Source organism: Streptomyces sp. NPDC127117 (assembly GCF_042677325.1).
Classification (GTDB): Bacteria; Actinomycetota; Actinomycetes; order Streptomycetales; family Streptomycetaceae; genus Streptomyces.
Map to the genome: position 1 here is coordinate 34867 of NZ_JBHXTM010000052.1, position 22769 is coordinate 57635.

A 22769-nucleotide genomic window follows, 5' to 3' on the forward strand; every position below is an offset into this window, starting at 1 on the left:
GGCTCGCCTCCACCGGGCTGGTGACGTGCCGGGATGGTCGAGGAATCGTTCTTTTCGGGGACTTGCCGGTCCAGCGGTCAGAGTTCTGCGTCGAGGATGCCCGACCACGCCGTGCCTTCCGTGCTCCCGTCGGGCCGGGGCAGCGACATCTCCGCCCAGATGACCTTTCCCTGGGACGTGTAACGGGTGCCCCAGCGTTCGGCCAGCTGTGCGACGAGGAACAGACCGCGGCCCCCTTCGTCCGTCGCGGCGGCATCGCGCAGATGGGGCGAGGTGCTGCTGCTGTCGGCCACCTCGCAGGTCAGGGTGCGGTCGTACAGCAGCCGTACGGTGACCGGCGGGGAGCCGTACCGGATGGCGTTGGTGATCAACTCGCTGAGCAGCAGTTCCGTGGCGAATGCAAGCTCGGAAAGACCCCACTCGTCGGCTTTCTCCACCACGGCAGCACGCATTTCCGCCACAGCGGCAGGATCGAACGGTACGTCCCAGTCGGCGACATGGTCGGGCGGGATCGCCCGCGTGCGGGCGATGAGCAGCGCCACATCGTCCTTCGGTCGATCCGGCAGGAGCGCGTCGAGGACCGCCTGGCAGCTCTCCTCCGGCGACCGGTCGGGATGGCATGCCAGGGCCTGACGCAGCAGTTCGATCCCCACGTCGATGTCCCGGGTGCGGTCCTCGATGAGCCCATCGGTGAAGAGGACGAACTGCGTGCCCTCAGCCACCTCCAGTTCGGCCGTCTCGAACGGCATGGCGCCCAGGCCCAGGGGCGGGCCGGCCGGCAGGTCGGGGAACGACACACTGCCGTCGGGCCGGACCAGCGCGGGCAGTGGGTGCCCTGCACGGGCCATGGCGCAGTGGTGGGAGACAGGATCGTAGATCGCGTACAGGCAGGTGGCTCCCACGATCCCCGCATCGGCGGCGGTTCCCGCCTCCTCCTGGTCGATGCGCCCGACCAGGTCGTCGAGGTGGCGAAGGATCTCGTCGGGCGGCAGGTCGAGCGTGGAGAAGTTGTGTACCGCCGTACGCAGCCGTCCCATCGTTGCGGCCGCGTGCAGGCCGTGGCCGACGACATCCCCGACGACCAGCGCCACCCGGCTGCCCGGGAGCGGGATCACGTCGAACCAGTCGCCGCTCACCCCGGAGATTGCGGGCAGGTAGCGATGGGCGACGTCGAGCGCGCTCTGTTCGGGCAGGGCCCGCGGTAGCAGGCTGCGTTGCAGAGTCACGGCCATGGCGTGCTCACGGGTGTACCGGCGGGCGTTGTCGATGCTGACGGCCGCCCGTGCGACCAGTTCTTCGGCCAGGGACAGGTCGTCCTCCTCGAACGGCTGGGGTTTCTCGGAGCGCCAGAAGTTGGCCATGCCCAGGACGACGCCTCCTGCCTGGAGGGGCACCGTGATGAGCGAATGGATGCCGTGATCGACGATCGTCCGCGTCAGCTCCGGGTCCTGGGCGAGCCAGCCGGGCGCGGCGGACAGTTCGGGCACCAGCTCCGGCCGGCCTGCGGCGAAGGCCCGTGCCTGTGGTGTGGAGGGGAGAAAGTTGATCAGCCGGCCGACTTCGTACAGGGGATGGTCGTCCCGGATGCCGCGTACAGCGGTGCGGCGCATGTCCGTGTCCGTACTGGTCGGCTCGTCACCGTGGAGGACCGGTTCGGCCAGATCGACGGTTGCGAAGTCGGCGAGCCGGGGGACCGCGATCTCGGTCAGTTCCTCGGCCGTGCGCACCACATCGAGGGTGGTGCCGATACCGGGGCCCGCGTCGTACAGCAGGCTCAGCCGCTCGCGGGCGTTCTCGGCCCTGCCGGACAGCGTCCGCAGTTCTGTGGAGTCACGCATGGTCGCGACTGTCCCCCGGGGGCCACCGTGACGGTCCGTGGGCCGCTGGTTCACCGCGAGCAGTCGGCTCCCCACCAGGTGCACTTCGTCCGTGGCCGCGCGCCCCGAGGTCAGCAGCTCCACCATGCCGGGATCAAGGCCGGACAAGTCCGTGATGGGTCGCCCCTCGGCGTCGAGCGGCAGATCCAGCAGCCGTCTGGCCTCGTCGTTGGCCAGCAGCAGTCGACCGTCCTTGCTGACGATGAGCACGCCTTCGCGCACGGAGTGCAGCACCGCGTCGTGGTGCTCGTACATGCGAGTCATCTCGACAGGGCCCAGACGGTGGGTCTGGCGATGCAGCCGCCTGGTCACCAGGGCCGTCCCGCTCGTGGCCACTCCGAGCGCAATCGCTCCTGCACCGAGGATGATCGGAATCTGCCGTGTCACCGCTCCGGTCACTTTCTCGACCTTCATACCGGCGGTCACCAGGGCGACGACCTGCGCGTGATCGTGGACGGGGACGATCGCCTGCGCCTCGCGGCCGAGCGGGCCGTTGACCGTCTCGGTGTACACGTGGCCGGCCAGCGCCGGCGCGATGGTGGCGACGACCCTCTTCCCGATCAGCTCGGGCTGGGGATGCGTGTAGCGGATCCCTTTCGTGTTCATCACCACGATGAAGTCGACGCCCGCCGCCTTCCGCCCCGCCTCGGTGAGTGGCTGGAGCACTCTGGAAGGGTCAGGAGCCTTCAGCGCGGTCAGGACGCCCGGTGAATGGGCGAACGTCTGCGCGACGGCGACGGAGCGGTTTCTCGCCTCCGTACTGCTGTCGTGCCGGGCCTGCACTACGAGCGCCAGCACCGAAGCAGCCACGAGGAGCACGACCACAACCACCTGCAGGGCGAAGACCTGGCCTGCGAGGCTCCGGGGGTACTTGCCCGCGAGTGACCGCATCTGTGCGCTCCGGAATCGGCCGAAACGACTAACTCAGTGCCCTTTGTAACACCGCGAGGCCGAAGGTGCGTGCGGTCAGGGTTCGCTCGGAGGCAGTACCGGGCGGCGGCCCGACGACAATCCTGCAGCAGTGGAACCGGATCGGCGCCAGGACGGTACGGATACGGCCGGCCCGGATCGGCGGGGAGGACCCGGCCTGGTGGCCCTGGCCCATCACGGACGGCTGGATCCCTTCCGTGATGGATCACGATGCCTGCCGAGGCGCGCTGGGCCAGGGCTCCGGCGGCGGCGCACATGCCGAGCGGGACCAGGAGGGGAGGGATCCTCTCCCACCGGCCGACTGATCAGAACCGGAAGATATGAGTGTCCCCTTTCCCCTTTTACGGTCGCCGCGCCTATCGTTAAAGGATGAGTAAAGTCAAGCACGAGACTGGTCCCCAAGGGGTGCTTGTGTGCCCGGTCTGCAATCAGCCCGTGGACGCGACCGTGAGAAGACGGCACAAGACTCTCGGAATCTTTGTGCCTGTGTGGCGCACCGGCCCCTGCCGCAACCCCGAGTGCCCTGAATACCTGGAGGACCCGGAGCACCCCGAGCACCAGGACACCTGACCGGTCCGAGTCCGGGGAGGCATTCACCTCCAGGGGCGCGACTCGCCGCGCGCGTCCGGAATTCCGAGCGCATCGTGACCGATGATCGACTCGACAGCTGTATTCACGAGAGCGCGGAAGAGGCTGCAGTGGCAGTGCATCCGGTGACCGGCTACCTCGTCTGGGCAGTGCTCTTCGGGGCCATTTTCGCCTGGGAGGGCATCGGCCTGCTCCGGCCGAACGACGACTTTCCCACGCTCAGTGACGCCACCAGGGCCGTCATGGGCTACCCGGCGGGCCGCTGGGCACTGTTCGCCCTCTGGCTGTGGTTCGGCTGGCACGCCTTCGTCCGGGGCTGGCACTTCCTGCTCCAGGACCCCTCCTGAGGCCCGCCGGGAGCCGCCATGCTGCCCGTGCCTCTCATCATCACGCTCATGGTGACCGGCTACCTCCTGGTCATGGGCTTCCTTGCAGCGGGCCTGATCGTTGCCCGGCGCCGCCCTCCCGGAGCCTGGACCACGGCACGACGGCTTGCTCCAGCCGCGACCGTCGGCCGAGGCTGGCCCGCGCTCGTCCGCCAGGTTGTCGGCACGGCACTCGGCGGCTATGTGACGCTCACGATCGTGACGGTCGCCTACTACCGAGGCGTCGCGCACCTGGGGGCCGGCTTCCTGACGAGTGCGGTCACCGGCGCCGCGCTTCTGCTCGGCATCGCTCTGCCCGTGTTTCTGCTCGCCTCGTGGGCCGCGACCCGCCGACGAGCCTGAGACGGGTGACATCGGCCTTGCCCCACCGCCGAGAAGCAACCACCCAAGGAAGCGACATCCACCTGCGGGTCGCCGATCACGCGTGGTCCGCGCTGCCCGGCGCCGACGTCCGACCACGGTGCCCCTGCGCTGCCCCCGTGTTCAACCGCCTTCGATCACCGGCTCGGTAATCGCTAGGTCACGTTATGTGAAGACATGGGCATCCCGGGAGCCGTCGGACACCCTCCGTATCCGCTTCCACCAGGACGGCACCCCCACGACCGTCCAGCCCGAACAGGTGCCGTCGGCGCTGCCGCGGATCGCCAGGGGGCGCCCTCGTCGGCATCCGCGAGCACTCCGGCGCCGGGCCCTCGGCCCCGGCCCTGACGTCCCTCGGCGACCAGGTGGTCCCGGACATCGCCGACGACAGCCGGGGCTTCGGCCCGGCCGGGAAGCCCGGTGGGGTACGCGGTCACGGTCTGCCCGCGACGCGGGTGCGGCGCGAGCGGCTCGGCGGCACCCTGACCATCGGATCCGCCCCGGCGAGTGCACGGTGCTCTCCGCCGCGATCCGGCTCGCCCCGGAGCCCTGAGCACCGCGGGGACTGCGCTGCGCCACGAGAGCGCCACCGGCCCCCGGGCCCATGGCTACCAGCCGGTCCAGAGCAGGTGGTTGACCGCCAGGGCCACCCCCGCCTGCGCGGCCAGCCAGCCACGCCGGCGCCGTGCGGGCAGGAGTGCGGCGGCGGGCAGCAGCCAGAGGATGAAGGGCTGCCAGATCCGTTCCGTCTCCGCCTTGCTCATCCCGGACAGGTCGGCGGCCAGCAACGCGAGGAGGGCGACGAGCACAAGCACGGTCAGCCGCTCCGGGGCGGTCGCCGCCCTCGAACGCAGAGCGCTCGGCGCACCCGCCGCCACACGACGCAGGCCCGCGAGCGTCGCCGGTCCGGCGGCGACCGCGGTGCAGGCGAGGTTGGCCCAGACCCAGTAGGAATACGGCCGGACCCCACCCGCGCCCTGGTAATAGCGCTCGACGAGCAGGTGGTACGCCTCCCACCAGTTGAACCCCGCCAGTGTGAAGACGGCCGGCACCACCAGAGCCCCCAGCATGAAGAGGGAGAGCGGTCGGGCGGTGCGGGTGAGTGCGAGGACGGCGACGAGGAGGAGGGCGATGAGCGGCAGACCGTAACTGAGGTAACAGAGCAGGCCGTACAGCAGCCCCGCACCCAGCGCGGCGGCTGCGGGGCTGCGGACCGTGCGGGTCGCGGCCAGCGCCAGCAGGGCGACGGACCAGGCGGCCACCGCGGTGAAGTAACCGTCGGCCGAGCTGCCGGCCCAGACCGCGACCGGCGCGAGGACGGTGAACGGCGCGGCCCGGCGGGCGGTCCGTTCGTCCGCCAGGGCCCGGAGCGCGACCAGGGCGGCCACCACCGCGGAGGCCGCGGTCACGATGCACCAGACCCCGGCCCAGGCACCGCCGCCGAGCCCGATGCGGTCCAGCAGGACGAAGGTGAGCGTGGCGCCCGGCGGATGTCCGGCGACATGGGTGGGCCAGTTGCCCGGCGGCCCGATCAGGATGTGGTCGTTGAAGGTGCGCAGAGCGGCGCCGATGTCGTCGAAGCGGCCGATGGCGCGCAGGTATTCGTGCTTGGTGGTGAGGCGTTCGGCGATGCCGCGCCCCCAGCCGTCGATCAGCGCGAGCGAGAAGACCCAGGCGAGTGAGGCGGCGTAGCAGCCGAGCAGCAGCGTCCGCCAGCGCAACCGGAGTGCCAGGAGCGGACCGTGGGCGATGACGGCGGCGGCGACGGCGGGCGCGGTCACCGTGCCGATCCCCACATGCGGGTACCAGGACGCGAGCATCGGCGGCCAGTGCACGAAGAGGGAGTGGTCGGCGCTCTCGATGGCCCGGCCGATGAGCGCGGCGGCGGCGACCAGTACGACACCCGCGCCGACGGCGGCCAGGTCGCGGCGGTGCCCGGAGCGCTCCGCGGGCAGCGGCTCGGTGATGTGCTCGATGCGGTCCTCGGTCTTCACGCTGGCACCGTACGCACGGCGGGGCCCCGGAGACGGGCGCCGGCGGGGCGCGTCACCGAACCGTCAGATTCCCGGACACCTCGACGGGCCGGCCAGGAGGGCGGGGCGGATGCCAGTCCCATGCGTTCCGAGGAGTGACGTCACCGTTTCGTCAGGAGTCGCAACCCTTCCGCCCCGGTGTCCCGGGCATAGCGTCGGGGCATGGGCGACAGCCGTCGGAACAGTCCGGCACCTCACGCTTCCCTTTCCCGGCTCTTCTCCGGACGTGCCGCGACGGTCCTCGAACGGCTCACTTCGGCGCCCGGGTTCTGGCGCAGCCCCGTACGGGGGGTCGGCTTCACCGCGGTCCTCGGTCTGGTCCTGCTCGCCGGGATCACACTGCTTTTCGTGACGGGCCTGCTCTCGTACGCCGCTTACAACCCGGACCTGAATCCGGTCAACGACAAGACGCCCGACAAAGGGCTGCTGGGTTTCTACCTCTTCGCCTGGCCGACCGGACCGCACTGGCTGTATCGGCTGACGCAGGGGCTCCATGTCACCGTGGGGATCGTTCTGGTCCCCGTACTGCTGGCGAAGCTCTGGTCCGTGGTCCCGAAGCTCTTCGCGCTGCCGCCGGTCCGCTCCGTCGGGCACGCGCTGGAGCGGATCTCGCTGTTGCTCCTTGTGGGCGGGGCGCTGTTCGAGTTCATCACCGGGCTGCTCAACATCCAGCTGGAGTACCTGTTTCCGGGCTCCTTCTACCCGCTGCACTTCTACGGGGCATGGGTGTTCTTCGCCGCGTTCCTCGCCCACGCGGGGCTTCGGGTGCCGCAGGCCGTACGGGTGCTGCGGTCGGGCGGACTGAGCGGGAAGGTACGCGACGACCCGCTGGAGTCCCCCGATCCCGCCGGGCCGACCCTCTCCCGGCGTGGCGCGCTGGCCATGGTGGGCGCGGGCTCATCGCTCCTGCTGGTCACTTCGGCCGGACGGAGCTTCGACGGACCGGCGAGGCTGCTGGCCCTGCTCACCCCGCACGGCGCCGCCGAACCCGGATCGGGGCCCAACGGCTTCCAGATCAACAAGACGGCCGCCGCGGTCGGAATCACCACGGCCGAAACGGGGGAGGGCTGGTGGCTCACCGTCAGCGGCCCGGCCGGGAACCTCCGTTTCACCCGCGAGCAGCTGCTGGCGATGGACCAGTACAGCGCGGCGCTGCCGATCGCCTGTGTGGAGGGCTGGTCCACCTCGGACCAGTGGTGGCGCGGCGTACGACTGAGCGATCTGGCGGCTCTCGCCGGATACCCGGACCGGCCACCGGGCGTACTGGTGGAGTCGGTCCAGCGCAGCGGGCCGTTCCGCCGGGCGGCACTCCGCGACAACCAGGTGCGCGACCCGCGTTCGCTGCTGGCCCTGCAGGTCAACGGCGAGAACCTGTCACCCGACCACGGATATCCGGCGCGGATCATCGTCCCGGCCGCACCCGGCGTGCTCAACACCAAGTGGGTGGGCCGGCTGACCTTTGGAGAACTGTGAACAGGGCGAACCCCCATGCCTTTGTGCGGCGTTGGTACGGCGAGGGGCCGCTGCACCTCATCCTGATGGCTGCCTCCTTCGCTCTCGCGGGATACGCGGGGGTGCGACTGCTGGCGGGGGACACTCTCGGCGTCGTGCTGTGGTTCGTGGGCGCGGCCCTTGTGCACGACCTGGTGCTGGTGCCGGTCTACGCGTCGGCGGACCTGTTGCTGCGCCGGTGTCTCGGCCGGCGCCCCGGTACGGTGAACTTCGTCCGGGTTCCGGCCTTCCTCTCCGGACTGCTGCTGCTCGTGTGGTTCCCGCTGATCACCCGGCAGGCCGAGCGCTACGAGCCGTACAGCGGGCTTTCCCTCGATGTGTTCCTGGGGAACTGGCTGCTGATCACGGCCGTGCTGTTCCTGGGTTCCGGGCTCTGGTTGGTGATCCGGACGGTTCGGCTGCGCCGCAGGGAGACGAAGGAGCGGCCGTCCGCGTCCCACTGATCGACGGGCTGCAGCCCGTCGGCGCCGGCGTATCTCAGCAGTGCGGGTGTGCCGAGCCGGGCCCACGGGAACGGGTCGGCAGCGGCCGGTCCGTGGCCGGCGGCGCGTCCGTCGTCCAGCTGGACCCGGACCCGCTCGTCGATGTCCTGCGGCGCGGTCTCGGCGATGAGGAGCCCGCCCGGGGCGAGCAGCTCCGCCGTGCGGTGCAGAAGGCGCCGAGGGTCGCCGCCGATGCCGACATTCCCGTCGACCAGCAGGACCGTGCCCCAACGCCCCTCGCCCGGCAGCGGTTCGAAGACCGACCGGTGCAGGGCGGAACCCCCGAGCCGTAGTGTGCGCTCGACCGCCACCTCGCTTACGTCGATGCCGAGCGCCCGGTGCCCGCTCGCCGACAGTGCGGCGACCAGCCGTCCGGGCCCGCACCCGATGTCCAGGACGGGGCCCTCGCAGCGGCGCAGCGCCGACAGGTCCGCGGCGTCCGCGACGGCGCACCAGCGCTCCACGTCCAGTGGCAGCAGCCAGCCGTCCGCACGACGGAGGAAGAGCGGCCCGTGCCCGTTGCGCAGGGCGTTGGCGTACGGGTCGGTGCCCCACGACGCGACGTCCGGGAGCGGCGCGCTCAGCACGCCCCGGTCCGGACCCGTGCGGCTCATCGGACCGCCCCCCGGGTCAGCCGGGCGAGTTCGGAGGCGAAGGCGCCGTGCGGTGCGAGGCCGGCGACGTCCACGGCGTCGGCCGCCGTGTCCACGTCCCGCAGCCGGGGAAGGTCGCGCACGGTGAGCCCCGCGTCGACCAGCCGTCGCCGCTGTACGGCACCGGTCTCGGGCACGGACATCGGGACACCGCGCAGCAGCCCGGGGTCCGGCACGGCCAGGCCCAGCGCCCAGAAACCGCCGTCCTCGGCGGGACCGAACCAGGCGTCACAGCCCTCCCAGCCCCCGGGGGAGAGCGCGGGGGCCAGATCGGCCGCCGTGATCTGCGGGGTGTCCATTCCGATCAGGAGCGTCGGCCCCGTGCAGGCGCCGAACGCGGCGGCGAGCCGTTCGTCGAGACCTCCCGGCCCCTGCGCCACCACCTCGATGCCGGGCGGCAGCCACGGCCCGGGCGCCCCGTCCAGGACGACCGCGCGCCGCGCGGCCGGGAGCGCGGCGACAGTACGCAGGGTGTCGCCGAGCGCCGCCTCGGCCAGTCGCGCGGCCTCTTCGGGGGAGAAGGGCGGAGTGAGCCGGGTCTTGACCCGGCCGGGCAGCGGCTCCTTCGCGATGACCAGCACGGTCGTCACCCCGGTCGGAGCCGCGCGAGGGATGTCGGGCGCGGCCGGGCTCACCGGGAGACCCCCGTCCGGACCTGAGGTTCGCCCAGCACGGCCCGCATGTCGCGCACCGCGTGCCAGGTGCCCAGCCAGGTGCCGGTCACCTTCGACTTCCCCGTACGCGCCAGATAGGGCACATCCGTCTCGGTGACCCGCAGCCCCGCGTCGGCCGCCCGCACCACCATCTGGAGCGGGTAGCCGCTGCGCCGGTCGGTGAGATCGAGCGCCAGCAGATCGGCCCGGCGCGCGGCCCGCATCGGCCCGAGGTCATGCAGCCGCAGGCCCGTGCGGCGGCGCACCATGCGGGCCAGCGCCGCATTGCCCGCCCGCGCGTGCAGCGGCCAGGCCCCGCGCTCCTCGGGACGGCGACGGCCGAGCACCAGATCGCTCTCGCCGTCGGCGACCCGGCGGACGAAGCCGGTCAGCAGTCCGGGATCCAGGGAGCCGTCGCAGTCGCAGAAGCAGACGAACTCCGCCTCGGCGGCGAGCAGCCCGGCGTGGCAGGCGGATCCGAAGCCGCGCCGCGGTTCATGCACCACCACCGCGCCGAGTGAGCGGGCCAGTTCCGCCGAACCGTCGGCCGAGCCGTTGTCCACGACGATCGCCCGCCAGCCACGGGGTACCGAGGCCAGCACCCCGGGCAGTGCGGCGGCCTCGTCCAGGCACGGCAGCACGATGTCGGCACGGGGGCCGGAAGTATGGGAGGGAAGGTTCACCCGGGTCACCCTACGGAGCGAAAACGGACAATTCGGGTTCCGGAGTCTTACGAAATCCGGACGTCGTCGGGCGGCGGCACAAGGACGCCCCCGGTTCACCGGCGCGGCTGCCAAGGTGATGGCATGCAAACGACGGACACACCGCCGCCCGTCCCCGCCACCGGAGAGCCCGCGGCGCACCCCGGCCGGCAGGTCTGGCGGGCACCGGGCACGAACCCCGACGCCGCCGCCCGCGGCCACGTACTCGTGGTGGACGACGACCCCACCGTCGCGGAGGTGGTCACCGAATACCTGGCCAGGGCCGGGTACGAGGTGGCCCGGGCGGCGGACGGCCCGGCCGCGCTGGAGCGGTACGCCGCCCGGCGCCCCGACCTGGCAGTCCTGGACCTGATGCTGCCCGGCATGGACGGATTCGAGGTGTGCCGCCGCATGCGGGCACACGGACCGGTACCGGTCATCATGCTGACCGCGCGCGGCGACGAGGACGACCGCATCCTGGGGCTGGAGACCGGGGCGGACGACTATGTGACCAAGCCGTTCAGCCCCCGCGAGCTCGTTCTGCGCGTCGACTCCGTACTGCGCCGCGCAAGGGCCGCCACCCCCACCGGCCGCTCGGAACTCCTCCAAGGCGCGGGCCTCGTCCTGGACCCCGCGGCCAGACGCGCGACGTGGGAGGGCCGGGTGCTGGCCCTCACCCTGCGGGAGTTCGACCTGCTCGCCTTCCTGCTGCGCCACCCGGGCCGGGTGTTCACCCGCGAGGAGCTGATGCGCGGGGTCTGGGGCTGGGACTTCGGCGACCTGTCGACGGTGACCGTCCATGTCCGCCGGCTGCGCGGGAAGGTCGAGGCCGATCCGGCCCGCCCGGAGCTGATCCGCACGGTGTGGGGCGTCGGCTACCGCCTGGACCTGCCCCCGGACCCGGCCACCGGCACCACCGCCTCCACGACAGCCACCGACTCCGATTCCGGCTCCGTAACGCCGTCATGACCGACATCCTCCTCATCGCGCTCTTCGCGTTCCTGGGCGCCGCCACGGCCGGGCTGCTCGGCGCGCTCGTGCTGCGGCTGTCCCGGCACCGTTCGCTCGTCGTGTCCCTGAGCGTCGTGGCCGCCGTGGCCGTCACCGCGATGCTCGCCGGGACGCTGGCCGTCGCCTGGGCGATGTTCCTGTCGCCGCACGACCTGACGGTGGTCACCACCGTCGTCGCCATGGCGGCCGTCGTCTCGCTGGTCACCGCGATGCTGCTGGGCCGCTGGGTGGCGGCGAGGAGCCGTGACCTGACCCTCGCCGCCCGCTCCTTCGGCGACGGCGGCACCTTCGCCGCCCCCGAGGCCCCGGCCACCGCCGAACTCGCCGCGCTCACCCGCGAACTGGCCGCCACCAGTGCCAAGCTCGACGCCTCGCGCGAGCGGGAGCGCGCCCTGGAGACCTCGCGGCGGGAGCTCGTCGCCTGGATCTCGCACGACCTGCGCACCCCGCTCGCCGGTCTGCGGGCCATGTCCGAGGCGCTGGAGGACGGCATGGCCGTCGACTCGGGGCGCTATCTGCGGCAGATACGCACCGAGGTGGAGCGGATGAACGACATGGTCGGTGACCTTTTCGAGCTCTCCCGCATCCACGCCGGCTCGCTCACCCTGAGCCCCACCCGGATCTCCGCCCACGACCTGGTGGGCGACGCGCTCGCCGGTGCGGACCCGCTGGCCCGCGAGCACGGGGTGCGGCTGGTCGGCGACCGGGTCGAGGCGGTGCCGGTCGAGGTCGACGGCAAGGAGATGAGCCGGGTCCTGGGCAACCTCCTGATCAACGCGATCCGCCGCACCCCGGCCGACGGCACCGTCGCGGTTGCCGCGCACCGCACGGACGGCGGGGTGGTCCTCTCGGTGACGGACGGCTGCGGCGGCATTCCGGAGGAGGACCTGCCCAGGGTCTTCGACACCGGCTGGCGCGGCAGCCACGCCCGTACGCCCCCGGCCGGTGCGGGGCTCGGACTGGCCATCGTGCGAGGGATCGTCGAGGCGCACGCCGGCCGGGCGGAGGTCCGCAACGTCACCGGGGGCTGCTGCTTCGAGGTGACCCTGCCGCGGGCCTGAGCCCCGCATCCCGTCGGGTGGCCGCCCCGGCGGGGGGCCACCCGGCAGGCTCTCTCAGACGGACGGACCCACGGCCGCTGCCCGCAGCGGCGCCGTCGCGAACCGGGCCATTCCCTCGGCGAACCCCACTTCCGGCTTCCAGCCCAGTTCGTCGCGCAGCCGCCGCGAGTCCGCCGTGACATGGCGGACGTCCCCGAGCCGGTACTCACCGGTCACCACCGGCGCCGGGCCGCCGTGGGCCGAGGCAAGGGCCACGGCCATCTGGCCGATGGTGTGCGGCTGCCCGCTCCCGGTGTTGTACGCGGTGAAGCTGCCCGGACGGCGTCCGGCGACCGCCTCCAGCGCCACGGCGTTCGCGGCCGCCACGTCCTGTACATGGATGAAGTCCCGGCGCTGGCCGCCGTCCTCGAAGACCCGGGGCGACTCCCCGCGGGCCAGGGCCGAGCGGAAGAAGGAGGCGACACCGGCGTACGGGGTGTCGCGCGGCATCCCGGGGCCGTACACGTTGTGGTAGCGCAGCGACACCGCACTTCCGCCCGACGCGCGGGCCCAGGCGGCGGCGAGGTGTTCCTGGGCGAGCTTGGTCGCGGCGTACACATTGCGCGGGTCGGCCGGCGCGTCCTCCGTCACCAGACCGGACTCCAACTCGGCACCGCAGTGCGGACAGTGCGGTTCGAAGCGGCCCGCCGCCAGGTCGGCCTCTGCCCGGGGGCCCGGCCGGACCCCGCCATGACGGGGGCAGGAGTAGCGGCCCTCCCCGTACACCACCATCGATCCGGCGAGCACCAGAGTCCGGACTCCCGCAGCGGCCATCGCCGCGAGCAGTACGGCCGTTCCCAGGTCGTTGCAGCTCACATACTCCGGGGCGTCGGCGAAGTCCTTCCCGAGGCCGACCATCGCCGCCTGGTGGCAGACCGCGTCGATGCCCCGGAGTGCACGGTCCATGGCCTCGCGGTCACGTACGTCCGCGACGATCATCCGCCCGCCGTGGCCGTTGCCGTTGTCCGCGTCGACGTCGGCGGGCGGTGCCGCTGTGCTGCCGTGTGCCGAGGGGAGCAGGGCGTCGAGCACCACCGCCTCATGCCCGGCCGACGTGAGAGTCCGCACGATTTCCGACCCGATGAACCCGGCGCCGCCGGTTACCAGTACACGCATACGCCCAAGCTAGGCCCCCCGGAGCCGAGACGTCCGCCTCTGCTGCGGCACGTCACGGGACCGTAAGGGCTGTTCGGGGGAAGGGTGGCGTTTCTGTTCACAAGCTCCGGCCGTGGTGTTCCACAAAGGTGGCGAGAAGCCGGGCCGGCTCCGATGGTGCGTTGCGTTAGTCCCACTAACAATCTGTCCTCAATGGCGAGGCAACCGTTAGTGTCACGAACGATTTGGGCGCGAGGCGTTGTCGCCCCGATGCCCGGACGCCCCGACGCCGGGACGTCGGACGAATTTCCCGGGAGTCGAGATCATGATCAAGCCGTTCCGTATCGCCGTCCCCCAGGCCGACCTCGACGACCTGAACGACCGGCTCGCCCGCACCCGTTGGCCCAACGAGGTCGCCGATGCCGGATGGGACTACGGCTTCCCCCTGGCGCGTCTCAAGGAACTGGCCGAGCGCCGGCGCAGTGGTTACGACTGGCGCGAGCACGAGGCCCGGCTCAACGAACTCCCGCACTGCACCACGGAGATCGACGGCCAGAACATCCACTTCATCCACGTCCGGTCGTCGGAACCGGACGCGCCCGCACTGATCCTCACCCACGGCTGGCCCGGTTCGTTCCTGGAGTTCCTCGATGTGATCGAGCCGCTGTCGCGCGACTTCCACCTGGTGATTCCGTCCATCCCGGGTTACGGCTTCTCGGGCCCGACCCATGAACGCGGCTGGGACGTGGTCCGGGTCGCCCGGGCCTGGGCCGAGCTGATCCGCCGTCTCGGGTACGAGCGCTACGGGGCGCAGGGCGGCGACTTCGGTGCGGGCATATCGACGGCGCTGGGCGCGGTGGCACCCGAGCGGGTCGTCGGGGTGCACGTCAACTACCTGCCGACCCGGCCGGATCCGGACGCCGGCATCGAACTGTCCGCGACCGACGAAGCCCGACTCGACAAGGTCCGGCAACTGATGGCGAACCGTCCGCCGTACCAGGCTCTCCAGGCCACCACCCCGCAGACCATCGGCTACGCCCTGACCGACTCGCCGGTCGGCCAGCTGGCCTGGATCGCCGAGCGCTTCGCACAGTGGACGGATCCCCGCTCGCAGATCAGCGACGAGCGGATGCTCACCGACGTATCGCTGTACTGGCTGACCGCCACCGCGGCCTCCTCGGCACGGCTGCACCGAGAGGCCCCGCGGCGGGTCGAGCCCTGTCCGGTACCGCTCGGTGTGGCGGTGTTCGCGCACGACATCACACAGCCGGTGCGACCGCTGGCCGAGCGGCTCTACGACATCAGGCACTGGTCGGAGTTCGAACGCGGCGGCCACTTCGCCGCGATGGAGGTCCCGGAGCTGCTGGCCGAGGACATCCGGGATTTCTTTCTCACCCATGTCGAGCACGACCACCGGGCCGCCACACCTTCGAGTCCGTCCTGCGCCGGCCCCACCGACCCCACCGACCCCACCGGCTCGATCGACCCCACCGGATCCACCGGCCCTATTGGTGCCCGCCGGTGACAACACCGCGCCCGGAAAGGCCATCACAACGATGACGCGGCCCCCGGGTGGACGCCCCCGTCACACCGTTCGTGCCGTTCAGCCCCCTGGACCACGACCGTACTCAACCGGCGGCTGAGTTCGGCCCGCCGAACCACGCCCGGGTTTCCGGCTGGTTGGGCCGGACGAGGGCGAGGATCGCGGGCACCAGCCATACGATCCCGAGGACGGGCATCACCTGGAAGAACACCACGGTGAACGGCAGGGCGGTCCATCCGTAGGCGAAGGCCGAGGTCCGCAGGGCGGGGTTGCGGGTGGGGAACCGGACGGCGGTGATGATGCCCCAGGCCGCTACGGCCAGTACGAGGATTCCCGCGAAGACGACCTGCCCCGAATGTGCCTCGCCCGCCGTCCGGCCCCATGGGTTCGGCTCGCCCTCGCCCCAGATCGACGTGGCGATCGCCACGCTGTCGCTCACCAGAGCGAGCCCGAGGACGGCCTGCATGCCACCGAGGATCATCATCAGGACCCGTAACTTCCGTACCGGGTCCGGCATGGGAACCCCGGAGGGAGAAGGGAAACTCCCCGGCCCCCGGGGCTGCCCCTGCCCCGGGCCACCGCCACCGGCCGGACCGGGATTGCCGCTCGCCCGGCTACGCCCCGCGCGCCGCCCGTTCCCGGGTCCGTTCAGGTCATCGGATTCCATCTTGGCTCCCTCCCTGACAGTCATGACGTGCCCGCGACATACTGCGGTTGCGCGGATCGGATGTCGAGCCCGCGTGCGGCGAACGGAACGGGTGGAGAAACCGTGGCTTTCGCCGATTCCGAGGGGGTGCCGTGGTCGGGGGACACATCGGTCCGTACGTGATCGTGCGCGAGCTGGGCGGCGGGGGCATGGGCTCCGTCTATCTGGGCCGGTCCCGTTCGGGGCGGGCGGTCGCCATCAAGGTGATCAGGGCGGAGTACGCGGCGGACCCGGAGTTCAGGAGACGCTTCCGCAAAGAGGTCGAGGCCGCCGGCAAAGTGGGCGGCTTCCACACGGCGGCGGTCGTCGACGCGGACGCGGACGCCCCGCGGCCGTGGATGGCCAGCGCCTACATCGAGGGCCCGACACTTGCCGAAGAGGTTGCACTGCGCGGCCCTCTGGACGAGCGGCGGCTCTGGGCACTGGCCGCCGCGCTCGCGGAGGCGCTGCACGCCATTCACGCCCGCGGCCTGGTCCACCGTGACCTCAAGCCGGGCAACATCGTCCTCGCCGAGGACGGGCCCCGGGTACTGGACTTCGGCATCGCCCGAGCCGTGGAGGGCACCCGGCTGACCGCCGACCGAGCGGCCATCGGCACGCCCGGGTTCATCGCGCCCGAGCAGGCCCAGGGGCTCGAAGTCACCGGCGCGTGCGACATGTTCGCACTGGGCGCGGTGCTGGTCGCGGCGGCGGGTGGCAGCGCGTTCGGGGAGGGGCAGGTCTACGGACTGCTGTACCGGGCGGTCCACGAGGAGGCGGACGTCTCCGCGATCCCCGAGGGGCTGCGGCCCCTGGTCGTCGGCTGCCTGCACAAGGAACCCGAACTACGGCCCACCCCCGAGGAGTTGCTGACCGCCTGCGCCGGCCGGATCGACCTGACCGTCGTGGCGCCCGGCGGACCCGCGCCGACGCCACCGCGGACGACGCCTCCGTCCCCGCCCCGCCCGGACACTCCGCTCGCACCACCGGGGCAGGCCGCGCTCCGTCGCCGCCCCGCCGCGCGCTCCGCATCCGAGCCGATCGCCTCGTACCTCCGCAGCCGGCGGAGCCGGACGTCGCTGATCCTGCGGAACGTGCTGATCACCCTCGCCTTCGCCGGAATCGCGGCGGGCGGTGGCCTGGTCCACATCACCGAGGGGCTGAGGGTACTCGCCGGATTCATCGGTTTCCTGATGCTGCTGAGGCTCTTCGGCCTGTTGAGCCGGAATGACGGACTTGTGGTGAACGACCTCGGCATCGGCGTCGGCTCCGCCATGAACCTGGCGGTGCTGCGCTGGTCCGAAGCCAGGTCGGTCGAGCTCAGGGTGCAGGAGGCGGGGGACACCGTGCTTACGGTGCGGATGCCGGAGGGGCACCGGCTGCCCGCGGCCTTCCTGAAACCGGGATGGGTACGCAGGAGCAAGGACGGAGCCATCCACATCCGGACCGCCTGGCTGGCTCCCGGTGCCGGTACGGCGCCCCTGGCCGACACGGTCCGCTCCTTCGCCACCCGCCACGAGGTTCCCGTCACCGAGACCCACGACGATTTCTGACGGCGTACCAAGCACTCGTGCCGTCCGGGTCGCGCTGTTCGCCAGGTCCGGGCTGTCAGTGGGGGAAGTTAGGGTCACCGACATGGCCAACCGTTCATACCTTTACTCAGCGAGCACACTGCCGAACGCGGAAGCGAACCCGGAGAAGATCCGGTGCGTCTCCGAGCACAACTGGAGCATTCCGCTCGCGCACAAGCTGCTCGTCGGGCGCGAGACGAACATAGTCCCGTCCATGATCTGGAACAGGCGCATCGGCATCGCCGCGGACTTCACCGGTGGCGCCACCCTGCTCGGCGATCTCCTGCGCGTGGTCGGGCAAGGGCTCGCGGGCGACACCGAATTCGCCGAGTGCGTCGCCAGGACCACGGCCCACCTGGACAAGCAGCGGGACACGTACTTCGTGCTGGAGACGGGGGAGCTGGTGTCCCTCGGGGACGAGGACCCCGAGGAGGCTGTGCGGTGCCTGGTATCGAGCGACATTCCCGACGCCGTGGCGCGTGCCGAGGCGGCGATCGCCGGTGAGGACGACACATGGCTCGCGTCCGTACGCGCCGACTGGCAGAACCACTTCGCCTCCTTCTACAGCGACGCGCTCTACTTCTCGTTCCCCGGCGAGTAATAGAGGCGGCAGGGGGCCGTGGGTCCGGCCGGGCTCTCAGCCTCCTCTCAGCCGGTGCCACCCAGGCTTGAGGTGACCGAGCACCTTTCGCACCGGACGAGGGGAAACCCATGGTCTCCCGCACCGCCGCGCTGCCCGTCGCACCGACCGGTGACCGTACCGATCCGTGGAGAACGGGCAGCGCGGACAGGCTGAACCAATTCTTCGAGGCCGCCTGCGACCGCACACCGGCGGCCGTCGCGCTCGAATGCGGCGCCGACCGGCTGAGCTATGCCGACCTCGACACCCGGGCCAACCGGATGGCCCACCAACTGCGTCGGCTCGGGGTCGGCCCGGGCAGACCGGTGGCGCTGATGCTGCCGCAGTCCGTGGAGACGTATGTGTGCATACTGGGCGTCTGCAAGGCGGACGCGGCGTTCGTGCCCATCGATCCCGCCGCGCCGCCCGACCGGGTCGCCTTCATCCTGCGGGACGTACGCGCAGCCGCGGTGCTGACCACGTCCGCACTCGCCTCCGGCGCCGACCGGGCGGGGCCCCGACGGACATGCCCGGTGATCGAGGTCGACGCCCGTGCCGGGGAGCTCGCGCTGCTGCCGTCCTCGCGTCCGCCCACCGAGGACGGAGGCCAGAAGGACCCACTGGCGTACGTCATGTATACGTCCGGCTCCAGTGGCAGGCCCAAGGGCGTGGAGATCGCCCGGTCGAGCATCTGCAACTTCCTGCGCGTCGTCTCCCCGATCTACGGTGTCCGGTCGCAGGACCGGGTGTACCAGGGCATGGCGATCTCGTTCGACTTCTCCATCGAGGAGATCTGGCCGACCTGGGCGGCCGGCGCGACGCTCGTCGCCGGACCGGCCGGCCCCGCACGGCTCGGTGCCGAGCTCGCCGATTTCCTCCAGGAGCACGGGGTGACGGTCCTGTACTGCGTACCGACGCTCCTCGCGACCATTCCGCGCGACCTCCCGGGGATCCGCAGCGTCGTCTTGGGCGGCGAGGCGTGTCCCGCCGCACTCGTCGAACGGTGGAGCAGACCGGGACGGCGGATGCTCAACACGTACGGACCGACCGAAGCGACCGTGACCGCCACCTGGCAGGAACTCCGGCCGGGCCGGCCGGTCACCATCGGCCGGCCCCTGCCGACGTACTCGGTCGTCCTCCTCGACGAGCGGCGCCGCCCCGTGCCGCACGGCGATGTCGGCGAGATCTGTCTGGGCGGGCCCGGCCTCGCCCGGGGCTACGTGGGACGACCCGACCTGACCGCCGACCGCTTCGTCGAACACCCCCTGGCGCCCGGAAACGGAAGCGGCCTTCTCTACCGCACCGGAGACCTGGGCCGGATGACCACCGACGGGGAGATCGAGTACCTCGGCCGGTCCGACGCGGAGGTGAAGATCCGCGGATACCGCGTCTCGCTGGAGGAGATCGACAGCGTACTGATGGAGGACCCCGGCGTGGCCCAGGCGGGCACCGCCCTGGTGAACGCACCGGACGGCGACGGTGTTCTGGCCGCCTACGTCGTACGTACCGGGAACCACGATGCCTCCGACGACGATCTCACCGCCCGGCTGCACGAGCGCCTGCGCCGCTCGCTGCCCGCCTACATGATGCCGTCGACCCTGGACTTCCTCGGCCGGCTGCCCGTCATGCCCAGCGGCAAGACCGACCGCCGACAACTGCCCCCGCCGGTCGGCCGCCGTCTCGCCGGGACCGGCCGACGCATGGTGCCGGTCCACGACGGCCTGGAGACGACCGTGCGCGACGCGTGGGCGGAGGTACTCGGCACCGTCCCCGGGGAGTTGTCGGCGGAGGCCGACTTCTTCACGGACCTCGGCGGTCATTCGCTGCTCGCCGCCCGCGCCGTTTCGGTGCTGCGCGGCCGGCCCGGCACGGCCGGTGCCACCCTGCGGGACATGTACGAACACCCCACCGTGCGGGCGCTCGCGGCACGGCTGGACTCCTCGCCGCGCCCCGCTTCCGATCCGGCGGCGAAGCAGCCCCGCCCCACCCCCCTTCGGCACAGCGGCGGACGGATCGCCCGCGCCGGACTGGCCCAGGCGGCGGCGCTGTACGGGCTGTTCCTGCTGCTCACGGGACCGGTGGCCATCTCATACTCGATGGATCACGGCAGGGTGTCGGGCTGGGGAGCCGTGGGGCCCGCCATCGCCGTGCTGGCCGGGTACACCGTCGTACGCTGGCTCCTTCCCGTCGCCCTCGCCCGGCCATTGGCGGCGGGCATCAGGCCCGGCCGGTACCCGCTGTGGGGAGCGACCTACCTGCGACTCTGGGCGCTCGACGTGCTGGTGCTCGGCATCAGCCCCCTGCGGATCCTCAGCGGGTCGCCCATGATGGGCCCCTATCTGCGGCTTCTGGGCGCCCGTATCGGCCCCGGAACCACCATCGCCACCGGCCTGATCGGCCTGCCCGCGCTGCTGCGCATCGACCGGGACGCCGCGATCGGCTACCGCGCCACACTGCGGCCCTGGCAGGTCGCCGACGGCCGGGTCACGGTCGCCCCGATCACCATCGGCGAACGGGCGTTCGTGGGAGCCAACGCGGTCTGTGAACCCGGCGCCCGCCTCGGACCCGGCGCCGCGCTCGGCGAGCAGTCCGTGGCGGGTCCGGACGAGGCGGTGCCCGCCGGGGCGCGCCGCGCCGGATCGCCCGCCCGCCCTGTCACCGCCCTGTCACCGCCCGTCGAGGCGATGCTGCGTACCCGCGGCCGGACGGACCGTTGGCGGCCGGGCAGGCTGTTCGCCGTTCTGCTCGGCCTGGTCCTCCTGGAGGCCGTCGTGGTCGGCATGGCCCTGCCGAGCGTCGCCCTGTTCTGGTGGGCCTGGACGAGCGGTGGCACGGCCGCCGGACTGGCCGCCGCGGTGCTGTCCGGGCCGGTGTTCGTGGCCACGGTGTGCCTGATCGTCGCCGTCGGCAGGCGAACAGTCCTGCCGAGGACACCCCCGGGAATCCACCCGGCACGTTCCGCACTCGGCGTCCGCAAGTGGATCGCGGACAAGCTGCTGGAACTCAGCCTCGTCTTCACCAACTCCCTGTACGCCACGCTCTACACGGTCCCCTGGCTGCGGCTGCTCGGTGCCCGCATCGGCCGGGGCGCCGAGGTGTCCACCGTGTCGCACGTCGACCCGGACCTGCTCACCCTCGGCGACGGCAGCTTCGTCGCCGACATGGCCGGAATCGGCGTCGCCGCCTTCGCGGCCGACCGCATGGCCTTCGCACCGACCGGCGTCGGTGAACGGTCCTTCATCGGCAACTCGGCACTCGTCCCCGCCGGAACGCGGACCGGCCCGGGCAGCCTGATCGGTGTGGGCACGGTCCCCTCCACGGACCGGGTGCCGGCCGACAGCACGTGGCTGGGCTCGCCCGCACTGCGGCTCCCCGTACGCCAGGACAGCGGGGCGTATCCCGAAGAGCTGACGTTCCGGCCCTCCCGCAGAGCGGTGCTGGTCCGTCTGGCCATCGAGTTCTTCCGGGTCACCATGCCGGCCTCGGTACTGACCGCCGGCGCATGCCTGTACCTGCTGGCCCTGTCCGACACCGCGCACCGGACCGGACCGGTCGTGCCGCTGCTGGTGTCGCCGCTGCTCGCAATGGGCGCCGCACTGGCCGTCGTCGCGTACTGCGTGCTGGCCAAGTGGGTGGTCGCCGGGAAGTACCGGCCGCGCGTCGAGCCCCTGTGGAGCCTGTTCGTACGCCGGACGGAGTTCGTCACCGGCCTCTTCGATGCGGCCGCGGTCCCGGTGGGCCTGGGCGTCCTGGTGGGGACGCCGTTCCTGCCGCCGGTGCTGCGCCGGCTCGGTGCCCGGATCGGCCGGCGCACCTGGATCGGTACCACGTACCTCACCGAATTCGACCTGGTGCAGGTCGGCGACGACGCCGCGATCGGCAGGAACGTCTCGTTGCAGAGCCATCTGTTCGAGGACCGTGTGATGAAGATGTCGACGGTGACCATCGGCCCCGGGGCGAGCATCGGCCCGCGGAGTGTCGTGCTCTACGACACGGTGGTGGGCGCCGGTGCCCGGCTCGGGGCGCTGTCGCTGGTCATGAAGGGCGAGCGGCTGACACCGGGAACGGACTGGCAGGGCCTCCCGGCCGAAGGGACCGCCGTCCCGGCCACCGACGGCGCGCCAGCGCCCACGCACTGAGGGAGAACGCCATGACACACACCGGGATCACGTCCGGGCACCGTCCGCTGGCCCTCGTCTACCGGGGCCGGCCTCACAGCCCGGCTGCCCCGAGGCGGTCGCCGGCCTGCTCACCTCGGCTCCATGGGACCTGGACGTCTGCTTCACCGGGCCACGGGAAATACTCCCGCTGACGTCCCGGACTCTGTCGCACGCCGCGTTGTACGCCCAGCCCGGCGGCGGCACGCTCCCGGCCGCCTACCGAAGACTGCGACGGCAGCGCCGGGCGGTACGCGACTTCGTCCATGGCGGCGGGCGCTACCTGGGCTTCTGCCTCGGCGGATACCTGGCCGGGGCCACTCCGGGGTTCGGCCTCCTGCCCGGCGACACCGACCAGTACATCTCCTCGCCGGGTGCCACGGTCCACGACGGGCGGGACACGGTGATCCAGGTGATGTGGCGGGACCGTCCGCGCACCGTGTTCTTCCAGGACGGCCCGTTCTTCGTCCTCGACGAACACGCCGCCGCCGAGGCCGGTGCGAGGATCCTGGCCACCTACGACAACGGCACCGCCGCCGCCCTCGTGACCGGGTACGGCAAGGGCCGCGTGGCAGTCACCGGACCGCATCCCGAGGCGACCGCCGGCTGGTACAGCGACCACGGCCTGCCCGTTCAGCACACCCGGGACCTGGCCGAGGAACTGGTGGAAGCCGTGATGCGGGAGTGAATCACGGAGACACGCAGGGATGTGGAGACACGCAGGGATGTGGAGACACGCAGAGATGTGGAGACACGCGGAGATGCGGAGACACGCAGAGATGCGGCCGGGGCGCCCCCCCCGGCGCCCCCCCA

General features: G+C 71.8%; 16 protein-coding genes and 2 pseudogenes. 11 read left to right on the forward strand and 7 right to left on the reverse strand.

Annotated features, from left to right (window positions below; genetic code table 11):
- Window positions 1-77 precede the first annotated feature (77 nt).
- Complete coding sequence (locus tag ACFVH0_RS32770; protein WP_385826206.1) at window positions 78-2768, reverse strand: SpoIIE family protein phosphatase; 2691 nt, start codon at window positions 2766-2768, stop codon at window positions 78-80.
- 737 nt (window positions 2769-3505) lie between these two features.
- On the opposite strand from ACFVH0_RS32770, the gene ACFVH0_RS32775 reads away from it, so the two are divergent.
- Together ACFVH0_RS32775 and ACFVH0_RS32780 are read left to right on the forward strand one after the other, a co-directional pair.
- Window positions 3506-3742 carry a DUF6186 family protein gene (locus ACFVH0_RS32775; RefSeq protein ID WP_385826208.1) on the forward strand — a complete coding sequence of 79 codons (237 nt, stop codon included), beginning with the start codon at window positions 3506-3508 and terminating at the stop codon, window positions 3740-3742.
- A gap of 18 nt (window positions 3743-3760) precedes the next feature.
- A complete protein-coding gene (locus ACFVH0_RS32780; RefSeq protein WP_385826210.1) occupies window positions 3761-4123 on the forward strand; it encodes a DUF6256 family protein in 363 nt (120 codons plus the stop codon).
- Window positions 4124-4749: 626 nt separating this feature from the next.
- On the opposite strand, the gene ACFVH0_RS32785 is transcribed toward ACFVH0_RS32780, so the two are convergent.
- Window positions 4750-6135 (reverse strand): hypothetical protein, encoded by a 1386-nt coding sequence (locus ACFVH0_RS32785; protein WP_385826212.1) that lies wholly within the window; start codon window positions 6133-6135, stop codon window positions 4750-4752.
- A gap of 201 nt (window positions 6136-6336) precedes the next feature.
- Between ACFVH0_RS32785 and ACFVH0_RS32790 the strand changes: the two genes are divergently transcribed.
- A complete protein-coding gene (locus ACFVH0_RS32790) occupies window positions 6337-7647 on the forward strand; it encodes a molybdopterin-dependent oxidoreductase (RefSeq protein ID WP_385826214.1) in 1311 nt (436 codons plus the stop codon).
- 325 nt (window positions 7648-7972) lie between these two features.
- On the opposite strand, the gene ACFVH0_RS32795 is transcribed toward ACFVH0_RS32790, so the two are convergent.
- The 3 genes from ACFVH0_RS32795 to ACFVH0_RS32805 are packed head-to-tail and all read right to left on the reverse strand — an operon-like array spanning window position 7973 to window position 10157.
- The gene (locus tag ACFVH0_RS32795) at window positions 7973-8782 is read right to left on the reverse strand and encodes a class I SAM-dependent methyltransferase (RefSeq protein WP_385826216.1); all 810 of its coding nucleotides are present in this window, start codon (window positions 8780-8782) and stop codon (window positions 7973-7975) included.
- Window positions 8779-9435, reverse strand: a complete 657-nt coding sequence (locus ACFVH0_RS32800) for a DUF2064 domain-containing protein (protein ID WP_385826235.1) — start codon at window positions 9433-9435, stop codon at window positions 8779-8781. The genes ACFVH0_RS32795 and ACFVH0_RS32800 overlap by 4 nt, the downstream gene beginning before the upstream one ends.
- Window positions 9436-9452: 17 nt before the next feature.
- Window positions 9453-10157, reverse strand: a complete 705-nt coding sequence (locus ACFVH0_RS32805) for a glycosyltransferase family 2 protein (RefSeq protein ID WP_385826218.1) — start codon at window positions 10155-10157, stop codon at window positions 9453-9455.
- Between the two features lie 123 nt (window positions 10158-10280).
- Here ACFVH0_RS32805 and ACFVH0_RS32810 point away from each other — a divergent pair, with 123 nt between their 5' ends.
- Complete coding sequence (locus ACFVH0_RS32810; RefSeq protein ID WP_385826220.1) at window positions 10281-11144, forward strand: response regulator transcription factor; 864 nt, start codon at window positions 10281-10283, stop codon at window positions 11142-11144.
- Entirely contained in the window at window positions 11141-12247 is a 1107-nt protein-coding gene (locus tag ACFVH0_RS32815) for a sensor histidine kinase (RefSeq protein WP_385826221.1), read from the forward strand. Before ACFVH0_RS32810 ends, ACFVH0_RS32815 begins: the two co-directional genes overlap by 4 nt.
- Before the next feature lie 54 nt (window positions 12248-12301).
- Here the strand turns inward: ACFVH0_RS32815 and ACFVH0_RS32820 are convergent, their stop codons facing one another.
- Window positions 12302-13402 (reverse strand): NAD-dependent epimerase/dehydratase family protein, encoded by a 1101-nt coding sequence (locus ACFVH0_RS32820; protein ID WP_385826223.1) that lies wholly within the window; start codon window positions 13400-13402, stop codon window positions 12302-12304.
- A gap of 304 nt (window positions 13403-13706) precedes the next feature.
- On the opposite strand from ACFVH0_RS32820, the gene ACFVH0_RS32825 reads away from it, so the two are divergent.
- Window positions 13707-14906, forward strand: a complete 1200-nt coding sequence (locus ACFVH0_RS32825) for an epoxide hydrolase family protein (RefSeq protein WP_385826225.1) — start codon at window positions 13707-13709, stop codon at window positions 14904-14906.
- 103 nt (window positions 14907-15009) lie between these two features.
- On the opposite strand, the gene ACFVH0_RS32830 is transcribed toward ACFVH0_RS32825, so the two are convergent.
- Window positions 15010-15441, reverse strand: a complete 432-nt coding sequence (locus ACFVH0_RS32830) for a hypothetical protein (protein ID WP_385826227.1) — start codon at window positions 15439-15441, stop codon at window positions 15010-15012.
- Window positions 15442-15722: 281 nt separating this feature from the next.
- Here ACFVH0_RS32830 and ACFVH0_RS32835 point away from each other — a divergent pair, with 281 nt between their 5' ends.
- The 5 genes and pseudogenes from ACFVH0_RS32835 (at window position 15723) to ACFVH0_RS32855 (ending at window position 22644) form a co-directional block, all read left to right on the forward strand.
- On the forward strand, window positions 15723-17162 hold the full coding sequence (locus ACFVH0_RS32835; RefSeq protein WP_385826229.1) for a serine/threonine-protein kinase: 1440 nt from the start codon (window positions 15723-15725) through the stop codon (window positions 17160-17162).
- An 82-nt stretch (window positions 17163-17244) separates the two neighbouring features.
- Window positions 17245-17781 (forward strand): hypothetical protein, encoded by a 537-nt coding sequence (locus ACFVH0_RS32840; RefSeq protein WP_385826231.1) that lies wholly within the window; start codon window positions 17245-17247, stop codon window positions 17779-17781.
- 110 nt (window positions 17782-17891) lie between these two features.
- Window positions 17892-19721: pseudogene (locus tag ACFVH0_RS32845) on the forward strand (amino acid adenylation domain-containing protein); the annotation flags it as partial.
- 225 nt (window positions 19722-19946) lie between these two features.
- Window positions 19947-21938 (forward strand): annotated as a pseudogene (locus ACFVH0_RS32850) (Pls/PosA family non-ribosomal peptide synthetase); the annotation flags it as partial.
- A 199-nt stretch (window positions 21939-22137) separates the two neighbouring features.
- Window positions 22138-22644 (forward strand): BPL-N domain-containing protein, encoded by a 507-nt coding sequence (locus ACFVH0_RS32855; protein WP_385826233.1) that lies wholly within the window; start codon window positions 22138-22140, stop codon window positions 22642-22644.
- Window positions 22645-22769 lie beyond the last annotated feature (125 nt).